The organism is Streptomyces sp. NPDC041124 (assembly GCF_055592385.1).
In genome coordinates this window covers 283972-302328 of the sequence record NZ_JBVIYR010000011.1, presented here as the reverse complement: position 1 = coordinate 302328, position 18357 = coordinate 283972, and the positions used below count along the sequence as shown (strand labels likewise).

The window sequence follows — 18357 nt, the reverse complement described above, 5'->3', positions numbered from 1 at the left end:
GACGAAGGGCGCCCGGTGGACCGTCCACCGGGCGCCCTTCGTGGAGGCGGCTGCCTACAGCTGCTCGATGACGTAGTCGACGCACTTCGTCAGGGCCTCGACGTCCGACGGGTCGATCGCCGGGAACATCGCGACGCGGAGCTGGTTGCGGCCGAGCTTGCGGTAGGGCTCGGTGTCGACGACGCCGTTGGCGCGCAGGACCTTGGCGACGGCGGCGGCGTCGACCTCGTCGGTGAAGTCGATCGTGCCGATGACCTGGGAGCGCTTGGCCGGGTCGGTGACGAAGGGGGTGGCGTGCTTCGACGCCTCCGCCCACGTGTACAGACGGCTCGAGGAGTCCTTGGTGCGGGCCGTGGACCAGTCGAGGCCACCCTGGCCGTTCAGCCACTCCAGCTGCTCGTTGAGCAGGAAGAGGGTGGCGAGCGCCGGGGTGTTGTACGTCTGGTTCTTGCGGGAGTTGTCGATCGCCGTGGGCAGCGAGAAGAACTCCGGGACGTGCCGGCCGGAGGCGTGCACGCGCTCGGCGCGCTCGATCGCGGCGGGGGAGAACACGCCGATCCACAGGCCGCCGTCGGAGGCGAAGGACTTCTGCGGGGCGAAGTAGTAGACGTCCGTCTCGGCGATGTCGACCGGGAGGCCGCCCGCGCCGGAGGTGGCGTCCACCAGGACCAGGGCGCCCTCGTCGGCGCCGGCCACCCGCTCGATGGGCATGGCGACACCGGTGGAGGTCTCGTTGTGGGTGAACGCGTAGACGTCCACGCCGGCTTCGGCGGTCGCCTCGGGGTGCGTACCCGGGTCGGCGGAGACGACGGTGGGCTCGGCGAGCCACGGGGCGAGCTTCGCGGCCTTGGCGAACTTGGAGCTGAACTCGCCGAAGGTGAGGTGCTGCGACTTGTTCTCGATGAGGCCGTGGGTGGCGATGTCCCAGAACGCGGTGGAGCCGCCGTTGCCGAGGACCACCTCGTAGCCGTCGGGGAGGGAGAACAGCTCGGAGATGCCCTCGCGCACCTTGCCGACCAGGTTCTTCACCGGGGCCTGGCGGTGGGAGGTGCCGAGCAGGGACGTGCCGGTCGCGGCCAGGGCGTCCAGCGCCTCCGTCCGCACCTTGGAGGGACCCGCGCCGAAACGTCCGTCGGCGGGCTTGATGTCAGCGGGAATCTGGATCTCAGCCACGGACGGAGCCTATCGGCTGAGGGAAACCCGGGCGAAACATCGTCCGTCCGCTGAGACGGGCCGGGGGCGGGCGGTGGACGGGCCCGGGAAGGCCCGTCCACCGCCCCGCGGAGGTCAGCCGCCGAGCTTCACCGGGAGCTCGAACAGGTCGTTCTGGGTGACCACCGGCTTGTTGCGCAGCTCGCCCGCCGGGACCGCCAGGTCCAGGCCGGGGAAGCGGGCGTACAGGGCCGGCAGCGCCACACCGGCCTCCAGGCGGGACAGGGCGGCACCGGGGCACACGTGCGGGCCGTGACCGAAGGAGATGTGCCGGTTGGCGCTCTCCCGGGTGATGTCGAAATCGCCCGCCGTCGGCCCGTGCGCCTGCTCGTCCCGGCCGATCGCCGCGTACGACACGATCAGCGCGTCCCCGGCCGGCAGGACCGTGTCACCCACCGGTACGTCCTCGGTCGCGAACCGGATCAGCACGTGCGACGTCGGCGTGGCGTACCGCAGGGTCTCCTCGACCACCGCCGACCAGTCGGCCCGGCCGGACAGCACCAGTTCCCGCTGCTCGGGGTGGAGGGAGAGGTTGACCACCGCGTTGACGATGAGGGAGATCGTCGTCTCGTGACCGGCCGCCACCATCAGCTGGAGCGTGGAGACGATCTCCTCGTCGGTGAGGTGGTCCCCGTCCTCCGACGCCTGGACCAGCGCGGAGGTCAGGTCGTCGCCCGGGTTCGCGCGCTTGCTCGCGACCGTCTCCGTCATGATCTGCGCCAGCTCGGTCAGCGTCGCGATGACCTCCTCGGGCGGGGTCTGCGTGGAGAAGAACTTCTCGAAGAGTTCCTTCAGCCGCGGCAGCCGCTCCTCGGCGAGACCCATCAGGTCGGCGATCACGTACATCGGCAGCGGGTAGGCGAACAGGGCCTTGAGGTCGACCGTGTCACCCGGCTGTGCGGCCAGCTGGTCCAGCAGCCCCTCGGTCAGCTCCGTGATCCGCTCCCGCATCCGCTCCACCCGGCGCGGGGTGAGCGCCTGCGCCACCAGCGTGCGCAGCCGGCGGTGGTCGGCGCCGTCCACGGTGAGCATGGAGCGGGGCGGGTTCGCCAGCCCGATCAGCGGCCAGTCGGGGGCTATCTCGCCGCGCTGCCAGGCGCCCCACACGTTGATGTCCTTCACCAGACGCGGGTCGGTGAGCAGCTTCTTCGCCTCGGCGTGGTGCGTGACCGCCCACACCGGTACGTCGCCCGGCAGCGTCACGGCGGCCAGCGGCCCCGCGGCCCGCAGCGCCGCGCTCTCGCCGTCCAGGTCGGAGACGAAGGGGTCGAGGGCGATACGGGTCTGTCCGGCGTCCGGCGTCGTGGTGTCCGTAGCAGCCGTCATGCGCGCGTGCCTCCATGGGCGGGAGTGGGAGTGAACGTGACCGGGAGTTCGGACAGTCCGCGCAGCCACGGGGACGGGCGGCGGGTGAGCTTCGCGGCCGGCACCGCGAGGTCGATGTCCGGCAGCCGGTCCAGTACGACCTCGATGCCGGTCCTGGCGATCACCTCGGCGATCTCCTGCGCCGGGAACGGGCAGCGGTGCTCCCCGTGACCGAACGAGAAGTGGGCGCCGTTGCCGCCGGTCAGCGCCGAGGCGTCGGTGCGCACCTGGGGGTCGGAGTTGGCGCCCTGCAGGCCGAGCAGCACCATGTCACCGGCGCGGATCCGGCGCCCGCCGAGCTGGGTGTCGCGGGACGCCCAGCGGGCGGCCACGTTCTGCGTCGGCGTGTCCTCCCACAGCACCTCGTTCATCGCCTCGGCGACGCTGTTGCGGCCGCCGAACAGCGAGGCCGCGAAGCGGTTGTCGGTGAGCATCAGGTGCAGCGAGTTGCCGATCCAGTCGGCGGTCGGCTGGTGCCCGGCCGCCATCATCACCATCAGGTCCTGGCAGACCTCCTCCTGGGTGAAGCCGGAGGAGTCGGCGAGCATCCGGGACGTGACGTCCTCGGCGGGCCGCTCGGCGCGGTCCGCCACCAGTTCCGTCATCGAGGTGAACAGGTGGACCTGGCCCGCCAGGGCCCGCTCCCGCCCGTCGATCATGTCGTTCAGGGCGGTGACCAGGGCGGGGCCGGCCTCGTCGGGGAAGCCGTAGAGCCGGGCCAGTACCCGCACCGGCAGCAGCATCGCGAACTCGGCGATGATGTCGGCGCTGCCCCCGGTGCAGATGCCGTCGATGAGTTCGTCGGCGAACTTCTCGGCGTAGCCGCGCAGTTCGAACGGGTCGACCGCCTCCAGCGCGGACACCAGCATCCCGGCCCGCTCGCGGTGCCGCTCGCCGACGGTGTAGAGGATCGACGGCTGCCTGCGGCCGATCATCGGCAGCAGCGGCCAATCGTCGGGGATGTTCTCCCACTGGTTCCACAGTTCGGAGTCACGGCTGAACAGCACCGGGTCGCCGGTGATCTGGTGCAGCTCGCGGTAGCCGAGGACCAGCCAGGCCGGTGCGTCGCCGTCGAGCACCACCGGGACGACGCTGCCGTGCTCGCGCCGCAGCTCCCGGTACACGCGGGCCGGGTCGTCCTGCAGCAGGGACCCCTGGAAACGGACGGCGTTGGGGAGGGAGGCGGGGCTCACACCAGCTCCTGACGGGGGGCTCGGGCCGGGTCGGCGTACAGGCTCTGGATGTGCTCCACCAGCGTGATCAGCACGATCTTGCTGGACTCCCGGGACCGCGCGTCGCAGTTCACCAGCGGCACGTGCGGGTCGAGGTCGAGGGCCTCGCGGATCGCTTGCGGGGTGAAGGTGGCGCCGCCGAAGTCGTTGCAGGCCACGATGAACGGCGTGCCGTGCTTCTCCAGCCGGTCGATGGCGTACCAGGAGTCGTCGATGCGCCGGGTGTCGACCAGCACGACCGCGCCGAGCGTGCCGGAGAACAGCCGGTCCCACAGGAACCAGAAGCGTTCCTGGCCGGGCGCGCCGAACAGGTACAGCACGTTGTGCGCGTCGAGGGTGATGCGGCCGAAGTCGAAGGCGACGGTGGTCGAGGTCTTGGCGCTGACCCCGCTGGTGTCGTCGACGGCCTCACCGGCCTGCGTCATCGTCTCCTCGGTGTTGAGGGGACGGATCTCGCTGACCGAGCGGACCATGGTCGTCTTGCCGGCGCCGAAGCCGCCCACGACCACGATCTTCAGGCCGTTGTCGGCCGACGCGCCCAGCGGTGCACGGCTCTCGGCGGCCGTGTCCGTGCGCGTGTCAGAGGTTGCGGAGTCCAACGAGCACCTGCTCCAGGATGTCGGGGTCGGGTACGGCGGCCTTGCGGGGGTGGCGGGCGCTGACCCGGCCCGCCGCGAGGAGGTCGGAGAGCAGGATCCGGGTGATGCTGACGGGCAGCTTCATCTCGGCCGCGATCTCCACGACCGCCGTGGGGCGTTCGGTCAGCCGCAGGATCGCCGTGTGCTCGGACTGCATGCCGGGCACCGGATCGCATTCGGCGACGACCAGGGTCACCAGGTCGAAGGGGTTGTCGGGACCGGACCGGCTGCGGCCTCCGGTGAGGGTGTACAGCCGGTCGGGGGCGTCGTCCCTGCCAGGCCGGCTCATGCGGTGCGGGGCAGCGCGGTCAGGTGCTCACCGAGCTGTTCGACGAGTTCGCTCATGTTGTGCCCGATGAGCCCGGCGTCCGCGTCCTCGCTGGTGACGACGGCGAGGTGGGCGCCCGCGCCGGCCTCCACGATGAACAGCACGCCGCCGTAGAACTCGGTCATGGCCGACCGCACCCCGCCGCTGCCGTCGCCGAACTCGATCGAGGCGCCGTGCGACAGCGACTGGATGCCGGCGGCTATCGCGGCGAGCTGGTCGGCCTGGTCGGCGGACAGCTCCGGGGTGCGGCACAGTTTCAGGCCGTCCCGGGACAGCACGAGCGCGTGCCGGGCGCCCGGCGTGCGCTCCAGCAGTCCTTCCAGGAGCCAGGTGAGCTTCTCGTCGGCGGTCGTCGTGCCGGTCATGAGGTCGTGTCGCCTTCCGGGGTCGCGGGGGTGGGTCGTGCTTCGGGGGTCTGGTCGGGGGTGGTGGGCGTGGCGCCGGGGGCGTCCGCGGTGGTGCCGGTGTCCGGGTCGGCCGTCTCGTGCGGGGTGGGGGTGCGGACGGCCTGGCGGAAACTGCTGAAACGCGCGGTGCGTGCCCTGGTCTCCTCGGCCGTGGGGGCGGGCCGGGGGGCGGCGGGACTGCCGCTGCCGGAACGCGAGCGCTCGGCCTCGGCCAGGGTCCGGCCCCGGCGGCGGCGCGGCAGCACCAGGGGTGCCGCGTCGCCCTCCGGGGACGGGGACTCGTGGGTGGGGACCGGGTCGGGGTCGAGGTCGGACCCCGCGCGGGACGCGGCGTAGGAGACGGTGGCGTGCGCGCCGTCTCCGCGGGACGCGGACCGCTCGGCGGGCGCGGTGCCGGCGCCCGTGCCGGTCGTGGTGCCACCGCTGTGCGCGGCGGCGTGGGTGGTCTCGGGCTCCGGGCGGCCGGGGGCGGCTGCGGTGGCCGGGGCGCTGTCCCGGTCGCCGTGCCGGCTGCTGCTCCGGCGCTGGGGGAGGCCGGTGTCCGTGGCGTCCGCGGCGTCCGCGGGGGAGGCGTGGGAGCCGGCCGGGGACTTCGGGGCCGTGGCGGCCGGCGGGGTGACGCGACCGGGGGTGGCGGCCGGCGGGGTGGTGCGGCCGGACGGGGCGGCCGGCGGGAGCGGGGCGGCGGGGGCCGCGTCCGCCGGGACGAGGATGTCCTGCGGTACGAGCATCAGCACGCCCGTGCCGCCGCGGGCCGAGGGACGGTAGGACACCCGGAGTCCGTACCGGCGGGCCAGCCGGCCGACGACGGCGAGGCCCAGCCGGGTGCCGGTCAGACCACCGAGCTCGGTCAACTCGCCGGAGACCGCGCGCTCGGCGCGGCGCAGCTGGGCCTCGCCCATGACGAGGCCGCTGTCCTCGACGGACACGATGACGCCCGCCGGGACCTCCTCGACGTACACGTGGACCTCGGCGGTCGGCGGCGAGAAGTTCGCCGCGTTGTCGAGGAGTTCGGCGAGCGCGTGCATCACGCCCTCGGCGGCGTGGCCCGCGACGGCGGTGTCGCTGGCGGAGTGGACGCGGATCCGCTGGTAGCCGCTGATCCGGCCCATGGCGCCGCGCAGGATCGACTCCATGGCGATGGGCCGGGCCCAGCGCCGGCCGGAGCGGGCGCCGGTGAGGACGGCGACGGAGTCGGCGAGCCGGCCCGCCTGGGCGGTGCGGTGGTCGAGGTGGAGCAGGTCGGCGAGGACCTCCTCGTCGTGGTGCTTCTCCTCCATCGCGCGCAGGTCGGCGAGCATGCCGGTGGACAGGGCCTGCATCCGCCCGGCCGCGTTGGCGGTCGCGGACACGGCGGCGGCACGCGCGCCGTTGGCCTCGCGCAGCTTGGCGGCCAGCCGTTCGTTCCGCTCGCGGAGCCGTTCCCTCTCGGCCGTCAGCTCGGTCCGCTCCTCGTCCAGCCGCTTCAGCTCGTCGACGTGGTCGCGGGCCGTCCGGGCGGTGTGGGCCGTGTGCTCCTCGGTGATCAGGTGCAGCTTGGCGGCGTGCTCCTCGGCGAGGCGTTCCAGCTCGGCGGTGTGCGCCGCGGTGAGCCGGGAGCGCTCCTCGGCGTGCTCCCGCTCCAACCGCGCGAGGTCGTCGCCGTGCTGCCCGGCGAGCCGGTCGCGTTCGGCGGCCAGGGTCTCGGCGAGGTGGGCCCGTTCCTGGTCCAGCTCGGCGGACAGGCGGGCGCGTTCGCGGGTCAGTTCACCGGTCAGCCGTTCGTGCTGGCGGCGGGAGTCCTCCGCCAGCCGGGCCCGTTCCTGGAGCAGCCGTCCGACGTCCTGGGTGACGGATTCCAGCCGGGTCCGTGCCGCGCGCCCCGAGAGCACGGCGTACGTGGCGACGGCGGCGGCCGCGCTCAGCAGCACGGCGGCGATCGTGCCGATCACCGTCGTGGCAGCGATCGCCTCGTCCGGGACGAGGAAGACGGCAGCGAGGACGGCGAGGGCGGAGAGTGCCGCGGTGATCAGGGGGACGGGCACCAGGCTGCGGGGGGTGGGGCGGTCGCCGGGGAGCAGGGGGGAGGTCATCAATCAGGGTCCTCGGTCGGGTCCTCGGTCGGTCCGCGGGCGTGCGCCGTCGTGTCTGCGCGGCCCTCGGGCGGGTTCGATGGGGACGCCGGACCTGATTTCGGGGTCGCTTCTCCGAACGAGGTCCGACAACTGCGCGCAACTCGCGGTCACTATATGAGAGTTCGTGATCGCCTTGGGAAGATTCTGCAGTCGCATTCGGTAAATCACGTGTTTCAGGGGTGTCCGGGGTGCCTGGACCGTGTGCGCCGCCGCCCGCTGCCGGTGCCCGCGGGGGCATCCTGAGGGCATGACGGATCTCCGGGAACTGCGGGCCGCGCTGCGGTCCGCCGTGCGCGGCGAGGTCGACTTCTCCGTGACCGCGCGGGCGCTGACCACCATGGACGCCTCCAACTACCGCCGGGTGCCGCTCGGCGTGGTGGCCCCGCGGGACGCCGACGACGTGGCGGCGGCGCTGTCGGTGTGCCGGACGTACGGCGTCCCCGTGGTGCCGCGCGGCGGCGGCACGTCGATCGCCGGCCAGGCGACCGGCACGGGTGTGGTGCTCGACTTCACACGCCACATGAACCGTCTGCTGTCCCTCGACCCGCGGGCCCGCACGGCCGTGGTGCAGCCGGGGCTCGTCCTCGACCGCCTCCAGGAGGCCGCCGCCCCGCACGGCCTGCGTTTCGGACCGGACCCCTCCACCCACAGCCGCTGCACCCTCGGCGGCATGATCGGCAACAACTCCTGCGGCTCCCACTCGGTGGCCTGGGGCACGACGGCCGACAACGTGCGCGAGCTCGCGGTCCTCACCCCGCGCGGGGAGCGGCTGCGCCCCGGCCGGGACTTCTCGGGCGCACCGGCGGGACTGCGGGACCTGGTGGACGGCGAACTCGCCCTCCTGCGCACGGCGTTCCCCGACCTCCCGCGCCGCATCTCCGGCTACGCGCTGGACGCCCTGCTGCCCGAGAGGGGCGCCGACGTCGCCCGCTCCCTCTGCGGTTCGGAGGGCACGCTGGGCGTGGTCACCGAGGCGGTGGTGGACCTCGTACCGGCACCGCGCGCCCGGGCGCTCGCCGTGCTGGCGTACGCGGACGAGAGCGGGGCGGCCGAGGCGGCGGCCGGCCTGCTGCGGTACCGGCCGCTGACCGTGGAGGGCATGGCGGCCGATCTCGTGCCGTCCGGCACGGACCTCCCCCGCGGGGGCGCCTGGCTGTTCGTGGAGACCGGCGGGGACACGGAGGCGGAGGCCCGCGCCCGGGCGGAGGGCATCGTCCGCGCGGCCGACGCCCTGGACGCCCTCGTGGTCACCGACCCGGCCCGGCAGCGCACGCTGTGGCGCATCCGGGAGGACGCGAGCGGCACGGCCACGCGCATGCCGGACGGCACGGAGGCCTGGCCCGGCTGGGAGGACTGCGCGGTGCCGCCCGCCCGGCTCGGTGCGTACCTGCGGGACTTCCGGGCGCTCATGGCCGACCACGGTCTGCGCGGCGCCCCGTACGGGCACTTCGGGGACGGCTGCATCCACGTCCGCATCGACTTCGACCTGCTGACCGCGCCGGGCATCGCCCGCTTCCGGCACTTCTCGGAGGAACTGGCCGGCCTGGTCGTCTCCCACGGCGGCTCCCTCTCCGGCGAACACGGCGACGGCCGGGCGCGGGCCGAACTCCTCCCGCGCATGTACGGCCCGCGGACGGTCGCCCTCTTCGAACGGGTGAAGGCCCTCTGGGACCCCGACGACCTGCTCAACCCCGGCATGCTCGTCCGCCCGGCGCCCCTGGACACGGACCTCCGCTTCTCCGTCCTCCCGCGCGAACCGGTGGACGTCGTCTTCGGCTACCCCGCCGACGCCGGCGACTTCTCGGCGGCGGTACGCCGCTGCGTGGGCGTCGCCACGTGCCGTACGACGTCGGTGTCGGGACCGGCGGTGATGTGCCCGTCGTTCCGCGCGACGGGCGAGGAGGAGCACTCCACGCGCGGGCGCGCCCGCCTGCTGCACGAGATGCTCGCCGGCGAGCTGGTGACCGACGGCTGGCGTTCGGCCGAGGTGCGGGACGCCCTCGACCTGTGCCTGTCCTGCAAGGGCTGCCGCTCGGACTGCCCCGTCGGGGTCGACATGGCCACCTACAAGGCGGAGTTCCTCCACCACCACTACGCGGGCCGCCGCCGCCCCGCCGCCCACTACGCGATGGGCCGGCTGCCGCAGTGGCTGGGCTGGGTGGCGCGTACGCGGTCGGCCGGGGTGGTCAACGCGCTGGCCTCCTTCGGTCCGTCGGCGCGGGTGGCGAAACGGCTGGGCGGGATCGCGGGGGAGCGGGAGATCCCCCGGCTGGCGTCGGAGACGTTCACGCGGTGGTGGCGGGGACGGGGCGTGCCCGGCGGGAACGGCACGCTGGTCGTCCTCTGGCCGGACACCTTCACCGAGCACCTCTCACCGTCGGTGGGCCGGGCGGCCGTACGGGTCCTGGAGGCGGCGGGACTGCGGGTGGCGCTCCCGCCGACCCTGCGACCGGGCGGCCGGGTGGGCGACGCCCGCTCCCGCTCGGCCCTGTCCCTGCTGACGGCCCGCAGGGCCCGGGTCTGCTGCGGCCTCACCTACCTCTCCACGGGCCAGCTCGACCGCGCCCGTGCGGTCCTCACCCGCACCCTCGACCTCCTGGAACCGGTGCTGGCCACCGACGCCCCCCTGGTCGTCCTGGAACCGAGCTGCGCCGCGACCCTGCGCACGGACGCCCCCGAACTCCTCCACGACGACCCCCGCGCGGCGCGGCTCGCCGCCCGCGTCCTCACCTTCGCGGAGACCCTGGAGCGGCACGCCCCCGACTGGACCCCACCGCCGGTGAACCGTCCCGTCACCGGCCAGACCCACTGCCACCAGCACGCGGTCCTGGGCGAGGACCCCGACCGCCGGCTCCGCGCCGGGGCCGGCCTCACCGGCGACCTGGCGGGCGGCTGCTGCGGCCTGGCCGGCAACTTCGGCTTCGAGAAGGGCCACTACGAGGTCTCGGCCGCCTGCGCGGAGGACCAGCTCCTCCCGGCGGTGCGCGAGGCCCCGGACGAGGCGGTCGTCCTGGCCGACGGCTTCTCCTGCCGGACACAACTGGACCACCTCGCGGGTGTCCGGGGCCGCCACCTGGCGGAGGTCCTGGCGGCGGCCCTCGACGACGGGTGAGCAGCCGCGGCCCGCACCCCGCCGGCCTGACCCGCCGGTGCCGTCAGGGAGTCGTCCCGCCCCGTATCAGCGGACCGCACACCGGCTGTACGCCCTCCGGGAGGTCGTCCGGGCGGCACCAGCGGGCGTCGAGGATCTCGAAGGGGTCGAGGCGCAGCTCGCCGCCGAGCAGGCGGGCCTCGAAGGCGACCTCCATGCGGGTGCGCAGGCCGCTGTTCAGCATGACCAGGCGGCCCACCTCCACGTCGAGGCCGGTCTCCTCCCTGACCTCGCGCACCACGGTGTCCCGGAAGTCCTCGCCCTTGCGGGCGAAGCCGCTCGGCAGGCCCCACTGGCGGCCCGGCGGCCACATCCGGTGCCGCAGCAGCAGCACCCGCCCCTCGTCGTCGCGCACCACGCCGGTCACGCCGACCACGAACTTGGCGTGCAGCAGCCACATGAGGCGGGGCTGCACGGGGCGCAGGAGTCGCCAGAGACGGACAAGAACTCGTCGCACGGGGCCTCGGATGAAGTGGGGACGGACGCGGGGGGCACCAAGGGGAACGGTACCTGGCGGGGGTCCACGGGACGGGACGGAGTTGACCGGGGCGGACCGGCGGCCGCATCGTCAGGTCTATAACCGTTTCACGGTACTGACCCGGGCCCATACCCTGGACCGGACAGTCCTGTGAGACGTGCACGCGTGTGCAGCAGGCAGTGTGTACCCCGACGTCCCCGGAAGGCCCGGCCCGTGACCACCCCCAGCGCCGCCACCCCGTCCACCGCGTCCGCCACGGTGCCCACGCCGGCCGGCGCCCCGCGCGGGCGCGGCTCACTGGGCCCGGTCGGGCTGGTGCTCGCCGGCGCGGTCTCCGTGCAGTTCGGCGGGGCGCTGGCGGTGACGCTGATGCCGCGGGCCGGTGCGCTCGGGGTGGTGACGCTGCGGCTGCTGGTGGCGGCGGTCGTGCTGATGGTGCTGTGCCGGCCGAAGCTGCGCGGGCACTCGCGCGCCGACTGGGGCACGGTGATCGCCTTCGGTGTCGCCATGGCCGCGATGAACGGGCTGTTCTACCAGTCCGTCGCCCGCATCCCGCTCGGCCCGGCGGTCACCCTGGAGGTCCTCGGCCCGCTCACACTGTCCGTCCTCGCCTCCCGGCGGGCGATCAACCTCGTGTGGGCCGCCCTCGCCCTCGCCGGCGTGTTCCTCCTCGGGGGCGGCGGCTTCGGCAGCCTCGACCCGCTGGGCGTCGCCTTCGCGCTGGGCGCCGGCGCCATGTGGGCGGCGTACATCGTCTTCAGCGCCCGTACCGGCCGCCGCTTCCCGCAGGCGGACGGGCTCGCCCTCGCGATGGGTGTCGCGGCGCTCCTCTTCCTGCCGCTGGGCGTCGCCGAGTCCGGCACGAAGCTCCTCGACCCGACGATCCTCGCCCTGGGCGCGGCGGTCGCGGTGCTGTCCTCCGTCCTGCCGTACACCCTCGAACTGCTCGCCCTGCGCCGCCTGCCCGCCTCCGCCTTCGCGATCCTGATGAGCCTGGAACCGGCCCTCGCCGCGGCGGCCGGCTTCCTCGTCCTCGACCAGGCCCTCTCCGCCACCGAGGCCGCCGCCATCGCCCTGGTCATCGCGGCGAGCATGGGGGCGGTGCGGACGCAGGTGGGGCGGGGGAAGGCGAAGGGGCGCCCGGCGTTCGCTCCGGGCGGGGGAGCGGAGGGCGATCGCAGGCGCGGATGAGGGGGCCAAGCACGCGTTCGTCGCCGGTGGCTTCTTCGTGTACATGGTCACGCCGCGCTCGGAGCTCGTCACCATCTGGCACGTGACGCCGAATCCGCTTCCCTGAAGGCCCGGCGGAAGGCCGGGCGGTGGGCCCGGTGTGGTCCGTCGCCTGGGATTCGGTCGCGAGAAAAATTCATGCAAGCATGATTGCTTGTTTTCGGCTCCGATGCCATGCTCCACGCAACCGCGCAGCACACCACCGTGTCCGTGTTCCGAGGGGAGCGCCTCGTGTCCGATCCGACGCCCGTGATCGACGATCTGCGTGAGGAGAGCGAGGAGGCCGACCGGCTGGTGGCCGGGCTGGAGACGGAGCAGTGGGCGCTGCCGACGCCCGCCGCCGGATGGACCGTCGCCCACCAGATCGCCCACCTGGCCTGGACCGACCACTCCTCGCTGCTCGCCGTCACCGACGCCGACGGCTTCCGGGCACTGGTGGAGGGCGCCCTGAACGCCCCGCACACCTTCGTGGACGACGGGGCCGAGGAGTACGCCCGGGCCGCGCCCCCCGACCTGCTCGCGCGGTGGCGGGAAGGGCGTGCGGCACTGGAGAAGGCGCTGCGTCAGGCGCCGGCCGGGGCACGCTTCCCCTGGTACGGGCCGCCCATGTCGGCCGCCTCCATGGCCACCGCCCGCCTGATGGAGACCTGGGCCCACGGACAGGACGTCGCCGACGCGCTCGGCGTGCGGCGGCCTCCCACCGCCCGGCTCAGGCACGTGGCGTGGCTCGGGGTGCGGACCCGGGACTTCGCCTACGGGGCGCACGGGCTCACCCCGCCCGCCGGACCCTTCCGCGTCGAACTCACCGGGCCGGACGGCGCGACATGGACCTACGGCCCCCAGGACGCGCCCCAGCGGGTCACCGGCCCCGCGCTCGACTTCTGCCTCCTGGTCACCCAGCGCGCCCACCGCACGGACCTCGCCCTCACCGCCGACGGCCCCGACGCCGACCGCTGGCTGGACATCGCCCAGGCCTTCGCCGGCCCGCCCGGCGGCGGACGCCTGCCGAAGGGGGAGGACACCCGGTGACCCTGCGCATCGGAAACTTCTCCGGCTTCTACGGCGACCGCTTCGACGCCCTCCGCGAGATGCTCACCGGCGGCGGGGTCGACGTCCTCACCGGCGACTACCTCGCCGAGCTGACCATGCTCATCCTCGCCCGCGACCGGCTGAAGGACCCCTCCGCCGGATACGCCCGCACCTTCCCGCGGCAACTGGAGGAGACCCTCGGACTCGCCCACGAGCGGGGCGTCCGGATCGTCACCAACGCGGGCGGGCTCAACCCTGCCGGGCTCGCCGACGCCGTACGGGCGCTCGCCGACCGGCTCGGCCTCCCCGTACGGGTCGCCCACGTCGAGGGCGACGACCTCACCGCGCGCCACCCCGGCAGCCTCGCCGCCCACGCCTACCTCGGCGGCTTCGGCATCGCGGAGTGCCTGCGCGCGGGCGCCGACGTGGTCGTCACCGGGCGGGTCACCGACGCGGCCCTGGTGACCGGGCCCGCCGCCGCCCACTTCGGCTGGGGGCCGACGGAGTACGACCGGCTCGCGGGCGCCGTCGTCGCCGGGCACGTCCTGGAGTGCGGGACGCAGGCCACCGGCGGCAACTACGCCTTCTTCGGCGAGCGCGACCCCCGTGACCTGCGCCGGCCCGGATTTCCGCTCGCCGAGATCCACGCCGACGGCAGCAGCGTCATCACCAAACATCCCGGCACCGGCGGCTTCGTCGCCATCGGCACGGTCACCGCGCAACTGCTCTACGAGACCGGCGGCGCCCGCTACGCCGGTCCTGACGTCACCGCGCGCCTGGACACCGTGCGGCTGGCCCAGGAGGGGCCCGACCGGGTGCGCGTCGAGGGGGTGCGCGGGGAGGCCCCGCCGCCCACGCTCAAGGTCGGCCGCAACCGGCTCGGCGGCTTCCGCAACGAGGTCGTCTTCGTGCTCACCGGGCTCGACATCGAGGCCAAGGCCGGCCTGGTGAAGGAGCAGATGGGCGACGCGCTCGCCAAGTCGCCGCCCGCCGACGTGCGCTGGGAACTGGCCCGCACCGACCGGGCCGACGCCGGCACCGAGGAGACCGCCAGCGCGCTGCTGCGGCTCGTCGTGCGCGACCCCCGGCAGGAGGCGGTCGGGCGGGTGCTGAGCGGGGCCGCCGTCGAACTGGCCCTGGCGAGCTACCCCGGCTTCCACGTGGTGGCACCACCGGGGAAGGGCTCGCCCTACGGGGTCTTCGAGGACGTGTACATCCCCCAGGGCGACGTCGACCAGGTGGCCGTCCTCCACGACGGGCGCCGCATCACCGTGGACGCACCCCACGACACCGCCGTACCCGACGGCGTACCGGACCCCGCGCTCCCCGAACCGCTGCCCGCCGGGCCCACGAGACGGGCACCCCTCGGCCTCCTCGCCGGCGCCCGCAGCGGCGACAAGGGCGGCAACGCCAACGTCGGCGTCTGGGCCCGCTCCGACGACGCCTGGCGGTGGCTCGCCCACGAACTGACCGTCGAGCGGCTGCGGGAGCTCATCCCCGAGACGACCGGCCTGCCCGTCACCCGGCACGTCCTGCCCCACCTGCGCGCCCTGAACTTCCTCGTCGAGGGCATCCTCGGCGAGGGCGTCGCCGCGCAGGCCCGTTTCGACCCGCAGGCCAAGGCACTCGGCGAATGGCTGCGGTCCCGGCACCTCGACATCCCGGAGGCTCTGTTGTGACGGTCCTCGCATCCGCGCTCGACACGGCCGACCCGGAGTACCGGGAACACCGTGACGCCATGCTCGCCAGACTCGCCGCACTCGGCACCGAGCACGCCAAGGCCCTCGCGGGCGGCGGCGAGAAGTACGTCGAGCGGCACCGCGGGCGCGGCAAGCTGCTCGTCCGCGAACGCGTCGAACTGCTCCTCGACCCCGACACGCCCTTCCTGGAGCTGTCCCCGCTCGCGGCCTGGGGCAGCGACTACACCGTCGGCGCCTCCCTCGTCACCGGCATCGGCGTCGTCGAGGGCGTGGAATGCCTCATCACCGCGAACGACCCGACCGTGCGCGGCGGCGCCAGCAACCCGTGGAGCCTGCGCAAGGCCCTGCGCGCCAACGACATCGCCCTCGCCAACCGGCTGCCCGTGATCAGCCTCGTCGAGTCCGGCGGCGCCGACCTGCCCTCCCAGAAGGAGATCTTCATCCCCGGCGGCGCCATCTTCCGCGACCTCACCCGGCTGTCCGCCGCCGGCATCCCCACGATCGCCGTCGTCTTCGGCAACTCCACCGCCGGCGGCGCGTACGTCCCCGGCATGTCCGACCACACGATCATGGTCAAGGAACGGGCGAAGGTGTTCCTCGGCGGCCCGCCGCTGGTCAAGATGGCCACCGGGGAGGAGAGCGACGACGAGTCCCTCGGCGGCGCCGAGATGCACGCCCGCGTCTCCGGCCTCGCCGACCACTTCGCCGTCGACGAGCGGGACGCGGTCCGCCAGGCCCGCCGGGTCGTCGCCCGCCTCAACCACCGCAAGGCGCACCCCGATCCCGGACCCGCCGCACCACCCAAGTACGACGAGGACGAACTCCTCGGCATCGTCCCGGGCGACCTGAAGATCCCCTTCGATCCGCGCGAGGTCATCGCGCGGATCGTCGACGCCTCCGACTTCGACGAGTTCAAACCCCTCTACGGCACCAGCCTCACCACCGGCTGGGCCGGCCTGCACGGCTATCCCGTCGGCATCCTCGCCAACGCCCAGGGGGTCCTGTTCAGCGAGGAGTCCCAGAAGGCCGCCCAGTTCATCCAGCTCGCCAACCAGCGCGACATCCCGCTGCTGTTCCTGCACAACACCACCGGCTACATGGTCGGCAAGGAATACGAACAGGGCGGCATCATCAAACACGGCGCCATGATGATCAACGCGGTCAGCAACTCCCGCGTCCCCCACCTGTCCGTCCTCATGGGCGCCTCCTACGGCGCCGGTCACTACGGCATGTGCGGCCGCGCCTACGACCCGCGCTTCCTCTTCGCCTGGCCCAGCGCCAAGTCCGCCGTCATGGGCCCGCAACAGCTCGCCGGCGTCCTGTCCATCGTCGCCCGGCAGTCGGCGGTGGCGAAGGGACGGCCCTACGACGACGAGGCGGACGCGGCGCTGCGCGCCATGGTGGAGCAGCAGATCGAGTCCGAGTCACTGCCCATGTTCCTGTCCGGGCGGCTGTACGACGACGGCGTCATCGACCCGCGCGACACCCGCACCGTCCTCGGCCTGTGCCTGTCGGCCATCCACACCGCCCCCTACGAGGGCGCGCGCGGTGGCTTCGGCGTCTTCCGGATGTGAGGGTCATGATTACTTCCGTACTGGTGGCGAACCGGGGCGAGATCGCCTGCCGCATCGCCCGCACCTGCCGTGAGCTGGGCATCAGCACGGTCGCCGTGCACTCGGACGCCGACGAGCACGCCCTGCACGTCCGCGTCGCGGACACGGCGGTACGACTCCCCGGGGCGGCGCCCGCCGACACCTACCTGCGCGGCGACCTGATCGTGAAGGCCGCCCTCGCGGCCGGCGCGGACGCCGTGCACCCCGGCTACGGCTTCCTCTCCGAGAACGCCGGCTTCGCGCGGGCCGTCCAGGACGCCGGCCTGATCTGGATCGGGCCGCCCCCGGAGGCGATCGAGGCGATGGCGTCCAAGACGCGCGCCAAGGAACTCATGGGCATCGAGCCCCTGCGCGAGGTCACCGAGGCCGACCTGCCGGTGCTGGTGAAGGCGGCCGCGGGCGGCGGCGGACGCGGGATGCGCGTCGTGAGGCGCCTCGCCGACCTGGACGGCGAACTGGCCGCCGCCCGCGCGGAGGCCGCGAGCGCCTTCGGCGACGGCGAGGTGTTCACCGAGCCCTACGTGGAGGGCGGACGCCACGTCGAGGTGCAGGTCCTCGCCGACACCCACGGCACGGTGTGGGCGCTCGGCACCCGCGACTGCTCCCTCCAGCGCCGCCACCAGAAGGTCATCGAGGAGGCCCCGGCCCCCGGGCTCCCGGCACGGCTCACCGAGGAACTGCACGCCCTCGCCGTACGCGCCGCACGCGCCGTCTCCTACGTCGGCGCCGGCACCGTGGAGTTCCTCGTCGCCGACGGCCGGGCGCACTTCCTGGAGATGAACACCCGCCTCCAGGTCGAACACCCGGTGACCGAGGCCGTGTTCGGCATCGACCTGGTCGCCGGGCAGATCAGGGTCGCCGAGGGCCATGCCCTGGACCTCGACCCCCCGCCCGCGCGCGGACACGCCGTGGAGGCCCGCCTCTACGCCGAGGACCCGGCCCACCAGTGGGCACCGCAGACCGGCCGGCTGCACCGCCTCACCGTCCCCGACGGCGTGCGCCTGGACACCGGGTGCACCGGCGGCGACGACATCGGCGTCCACTACGATCCCCTGCTCGCCAAGGTCGTCGCCCACGCGCCCACCCGCGCCGAGGCGATCCGCACCCTGGCCTCCGCCCTCGACCGCGCCGAGATCCACGGCCCCGTCACCAACCGGGACCTCCTCGTCCGCTCCCTGCGCCACGAGGAGTTCACCGCGGCCCGGATGGACACCGGCTTCTACGACCGCCACCTGCCCGAGCTGACCACCCCCGCCCCCGACCCGTACGCCCCGCTCGCCGCCGCCCTCGCCGACGCCCACGGCCGCTCCCGCCTCGGCGGCTGGCGCAACCTCCACTCGCAGCCGCAGATCAAGCGGTACGCCATGGCGGGCGAGGAGCACGAGGTCCGCTACCGGCACACGCGCGAGGGCCTGGCCGCCGACGGGGTGCGGGTCGTCCACGCCGACGCGGGCCTCGTGATCCTCGACGTGGACGGCGTACGGCGCAGGTTCGGCGTCAGCCGCTACGGCGACCGCGTGTACGTGGGCGCCACCGCCCTCACCGCCCTGCCCCGCTTCCCCGACCCCACCACCGAACACGCCCCCGGCTCCCTGCTGGCCCCCATGCCGGGCACGGTCGTCCGCATCGCCGAAGGACTGACCGAGGGCACGACCGTAGAGGCCGGCCGGCCCCTGCTGTGGCTGGAGGCGATGAAGATGCAGCACAAGATCACCGCCCCGGCCACGGGCACGCTCAGCGCCCTCCACGTGACCCCCGGCCAGCAGGTCGAGGTCGGCGCCCTCCTGGCGGTCGTCGAGGCAACCCCCTAGGGGCGCGGGGCTGTGCCCGATATGCGGCCGCCGCCGCGTGGGCGCGACC

14 protein-coding genes are annotated in these 18357 nt (G+C 74.0%); 6 read left to right on the top strand and 8 right to left on the bottom strand.

What is annotated here, in order from left to right; all coding sequences use genetic code 11:
* Positions 1 to 54 precede the first annotated feature (54 nt).
* From serC to ACZ6A9_RS28005, 7 genes are all read right to left on the bottom strand, one after another.
* Positions 55 to 1173, bottom strand: coding sequence for a phosphoserine transaminase (gene serC, locus ACZ6A9_RS28035; protein WP_468990683.1), 1119 nt, complete (start codon positions 1171 to 1173; stop codon positions 55 to 57).
* A gap of 114 nt (positions 1174 to 1287) precedes the next feature.
* The gene (locus tag ACZ6A9_RS28030) at positions 1288 to 2538 is read right to left on the bottom strand and encodes a cytochrome P450 family protein (protein ID WP_468990680.1); all 1251 of its coding nucleotides are present in this window, start codon (positions 2536 to 2538) and stop codon (positions 1288 to 1290) included.
* Complete coding sequence (locus ACZ6A9_RS28025) at positions 2535 to 3770, bottom strand: cytochrome P450 (protein ID WP_468990678.1); 1236 nt, start codon at positions 3768 to 3770, stop codon at positions 2535 to 2537. The genes ACZ6A9_RS28030 and ACZ6A9_RS28025 overlap by 4 nt, the downstream gene beginning before the upstream one ends.
* Positions 3767 to 4408 (bottom strand): GTP-binding protein, encoded by a 642-nt coding sequence (locus ACZ6A9_RS28020; protein ID WP_468990674.1) that lies wholly within the window; start codon positions 4406 to 4408, stop codon positions 3767 to 3769. The genes ACZ6A9_RS28025 and ACZ6A9_RS28020 overlap by 4 nt, the downstream gene beginning before the upstream one ends.
* Entirely contained in the window at positions 4389 to 4736 is a 348-nt protein-coding gene (locus ACZ6A9_RS28015) for a DUF742 domain-containing protein (protein WP_190100774.1), read from the bottom strand. The genes ACZ6A9_RS28020 and ACZ6A9_RS28015 overlap by 20 nt, the downstream gene beginning before the upstream one ends.
* Positions 4733 to 5140, bottom strand: coding sequence for a roadblock/LC7 domain-containing protein (locus ACZ6A9_RS28010; protein WP_468990672.1), 408 nt, complete (start codon positions 5138 to 5140; stop codon positions 4733 to 4735). Before ACZ6A9_RS28010 ends, ACZ6A9_RS28015 begins: the two co-directional genes overlap by 4 nt.
* Positions 5137 to 7254, bottom strand: a complete 2118-nt coding sequence (locus ACZ6A9_RS28005) for an ATP-binding protein (RefSeq protein WP_468990670.1) — start codon at positions 7252 to 7254, stop codon at positions 5137 to 5139. The genes ACZ6A9_RS28010 and ACZ6A9_RS28005 overlap by 4 nt, the downstream gene beginning before the upstream one ends.
* 289 nt (positions 7255 to 7543) lie before the next feature.
* Between ACZ6A9_RS28005 and ACZ6A9_RS28000 the strand changes: the two genes are divergently transcribed.
* A complete protein-coding gene (locus ACZ6A9_RS28000; protein ID WP_468990667.1) occupies positions 7544 to 10408 on the top strand; it encodes an FAD-binding and (Fe-S)-binding domain-containing protein in 2865 nt (954 codons plus the stop codon).
* A 43-nt stretch (positions 10409 to 10451) separates the two neighbouring features.
* Here ACZ6A9_RS28000 and ACZ6A9_RS27995 read toward each other — a convergent pair whose 3' ends face one another.
* Positions 10452 to 10904 (bottom strand): NUDIX hydrolase, encoded by a 453-nt coding sequence (locus ACZ6A9_RS27995; RefSeq protein ID WP_468990663.1) that lies wholly within the window; start codon positions 10902 to 10904, stop codon positions 10452 to 10454.
* Positions 10905 to 11138: 234 nt separating this feature from the next.
* Here ACZ6A9_RS27995 and ACZ6A9_RS27990 point away from each other — a divergent pair, with 234 nt between their 5' ends.
* From ACZ6A9_RS27990 to ACZ6A9_RS27970, 5 genes are all read left to right on the top strand, one after another.
* Positions 11139 to 12116: an EamA family transporter gene (locus ACZ6A9_RS27990; protein ID WP_468990660.1), complete on the top strand. Its 978-nt coding sequence runs from the start codon at positions 11139 to 11141 to the stop codon at positions 12114 to 12116.
* Positions 12117 to 12386: 270 nt separating this feature from the next.
* Entirely contained in the window at positions 12387 to 13184 is a 798-nt protein-coding gene (locus ACZ6A9_RS27985) for a TIGR03084 family metal-binding protein (protein ID WP_468990658.1), read from the top strand.
* Positions 13181 to 14863 carry an acyclic terpene utilization AtuA family protein gene (locus tag ACZ6A9_RS27980; RefSeq protein WP_468990655.1) on the top strand — a complete coding sequence of 561 codons (1683 nt, stop codon included), beginning with the start codon at positions 13181 to 13183 and terminating at the stop codon, positions 14861 to 14863. Before ACZ6A9_RS27985 ends, ACZ6A9_RS27980 begins: the two co-directional genes overlap by 4 nt.
* On the top strand, positions 14860 to 16458 hold the full coding sequence (locus tag ACZ6A9_RS27975) for an acyl-CoA carboxylase subunit beta (RefSeq protein WP_468990654.1): 1599 nt from the start codon (positions 14860 to 14862) through the stop codon (positions 16456 to 16458). Before ACZ6A9_RS27980 ends, ACZ6A9_RS27975 begins: the two co-directional genes overlap by 4 nt.
* Positions 16459 to 16463: 5 nt before the next feature.
* Complete coding sequence (locus tag ACZ6A9_RS27970; protein WP_468990651.1) at positions 16464 to 18308, top strand: acetyl/propionyl/methylcrotonyl-CoA carboxylase subunit alpha; 1845 nt, start codon at positions 16464 to 16466, stop codon at positions 18306 to 18308.
* Positions 18309 to 18357: the final 49 nt, after the last annotated feature.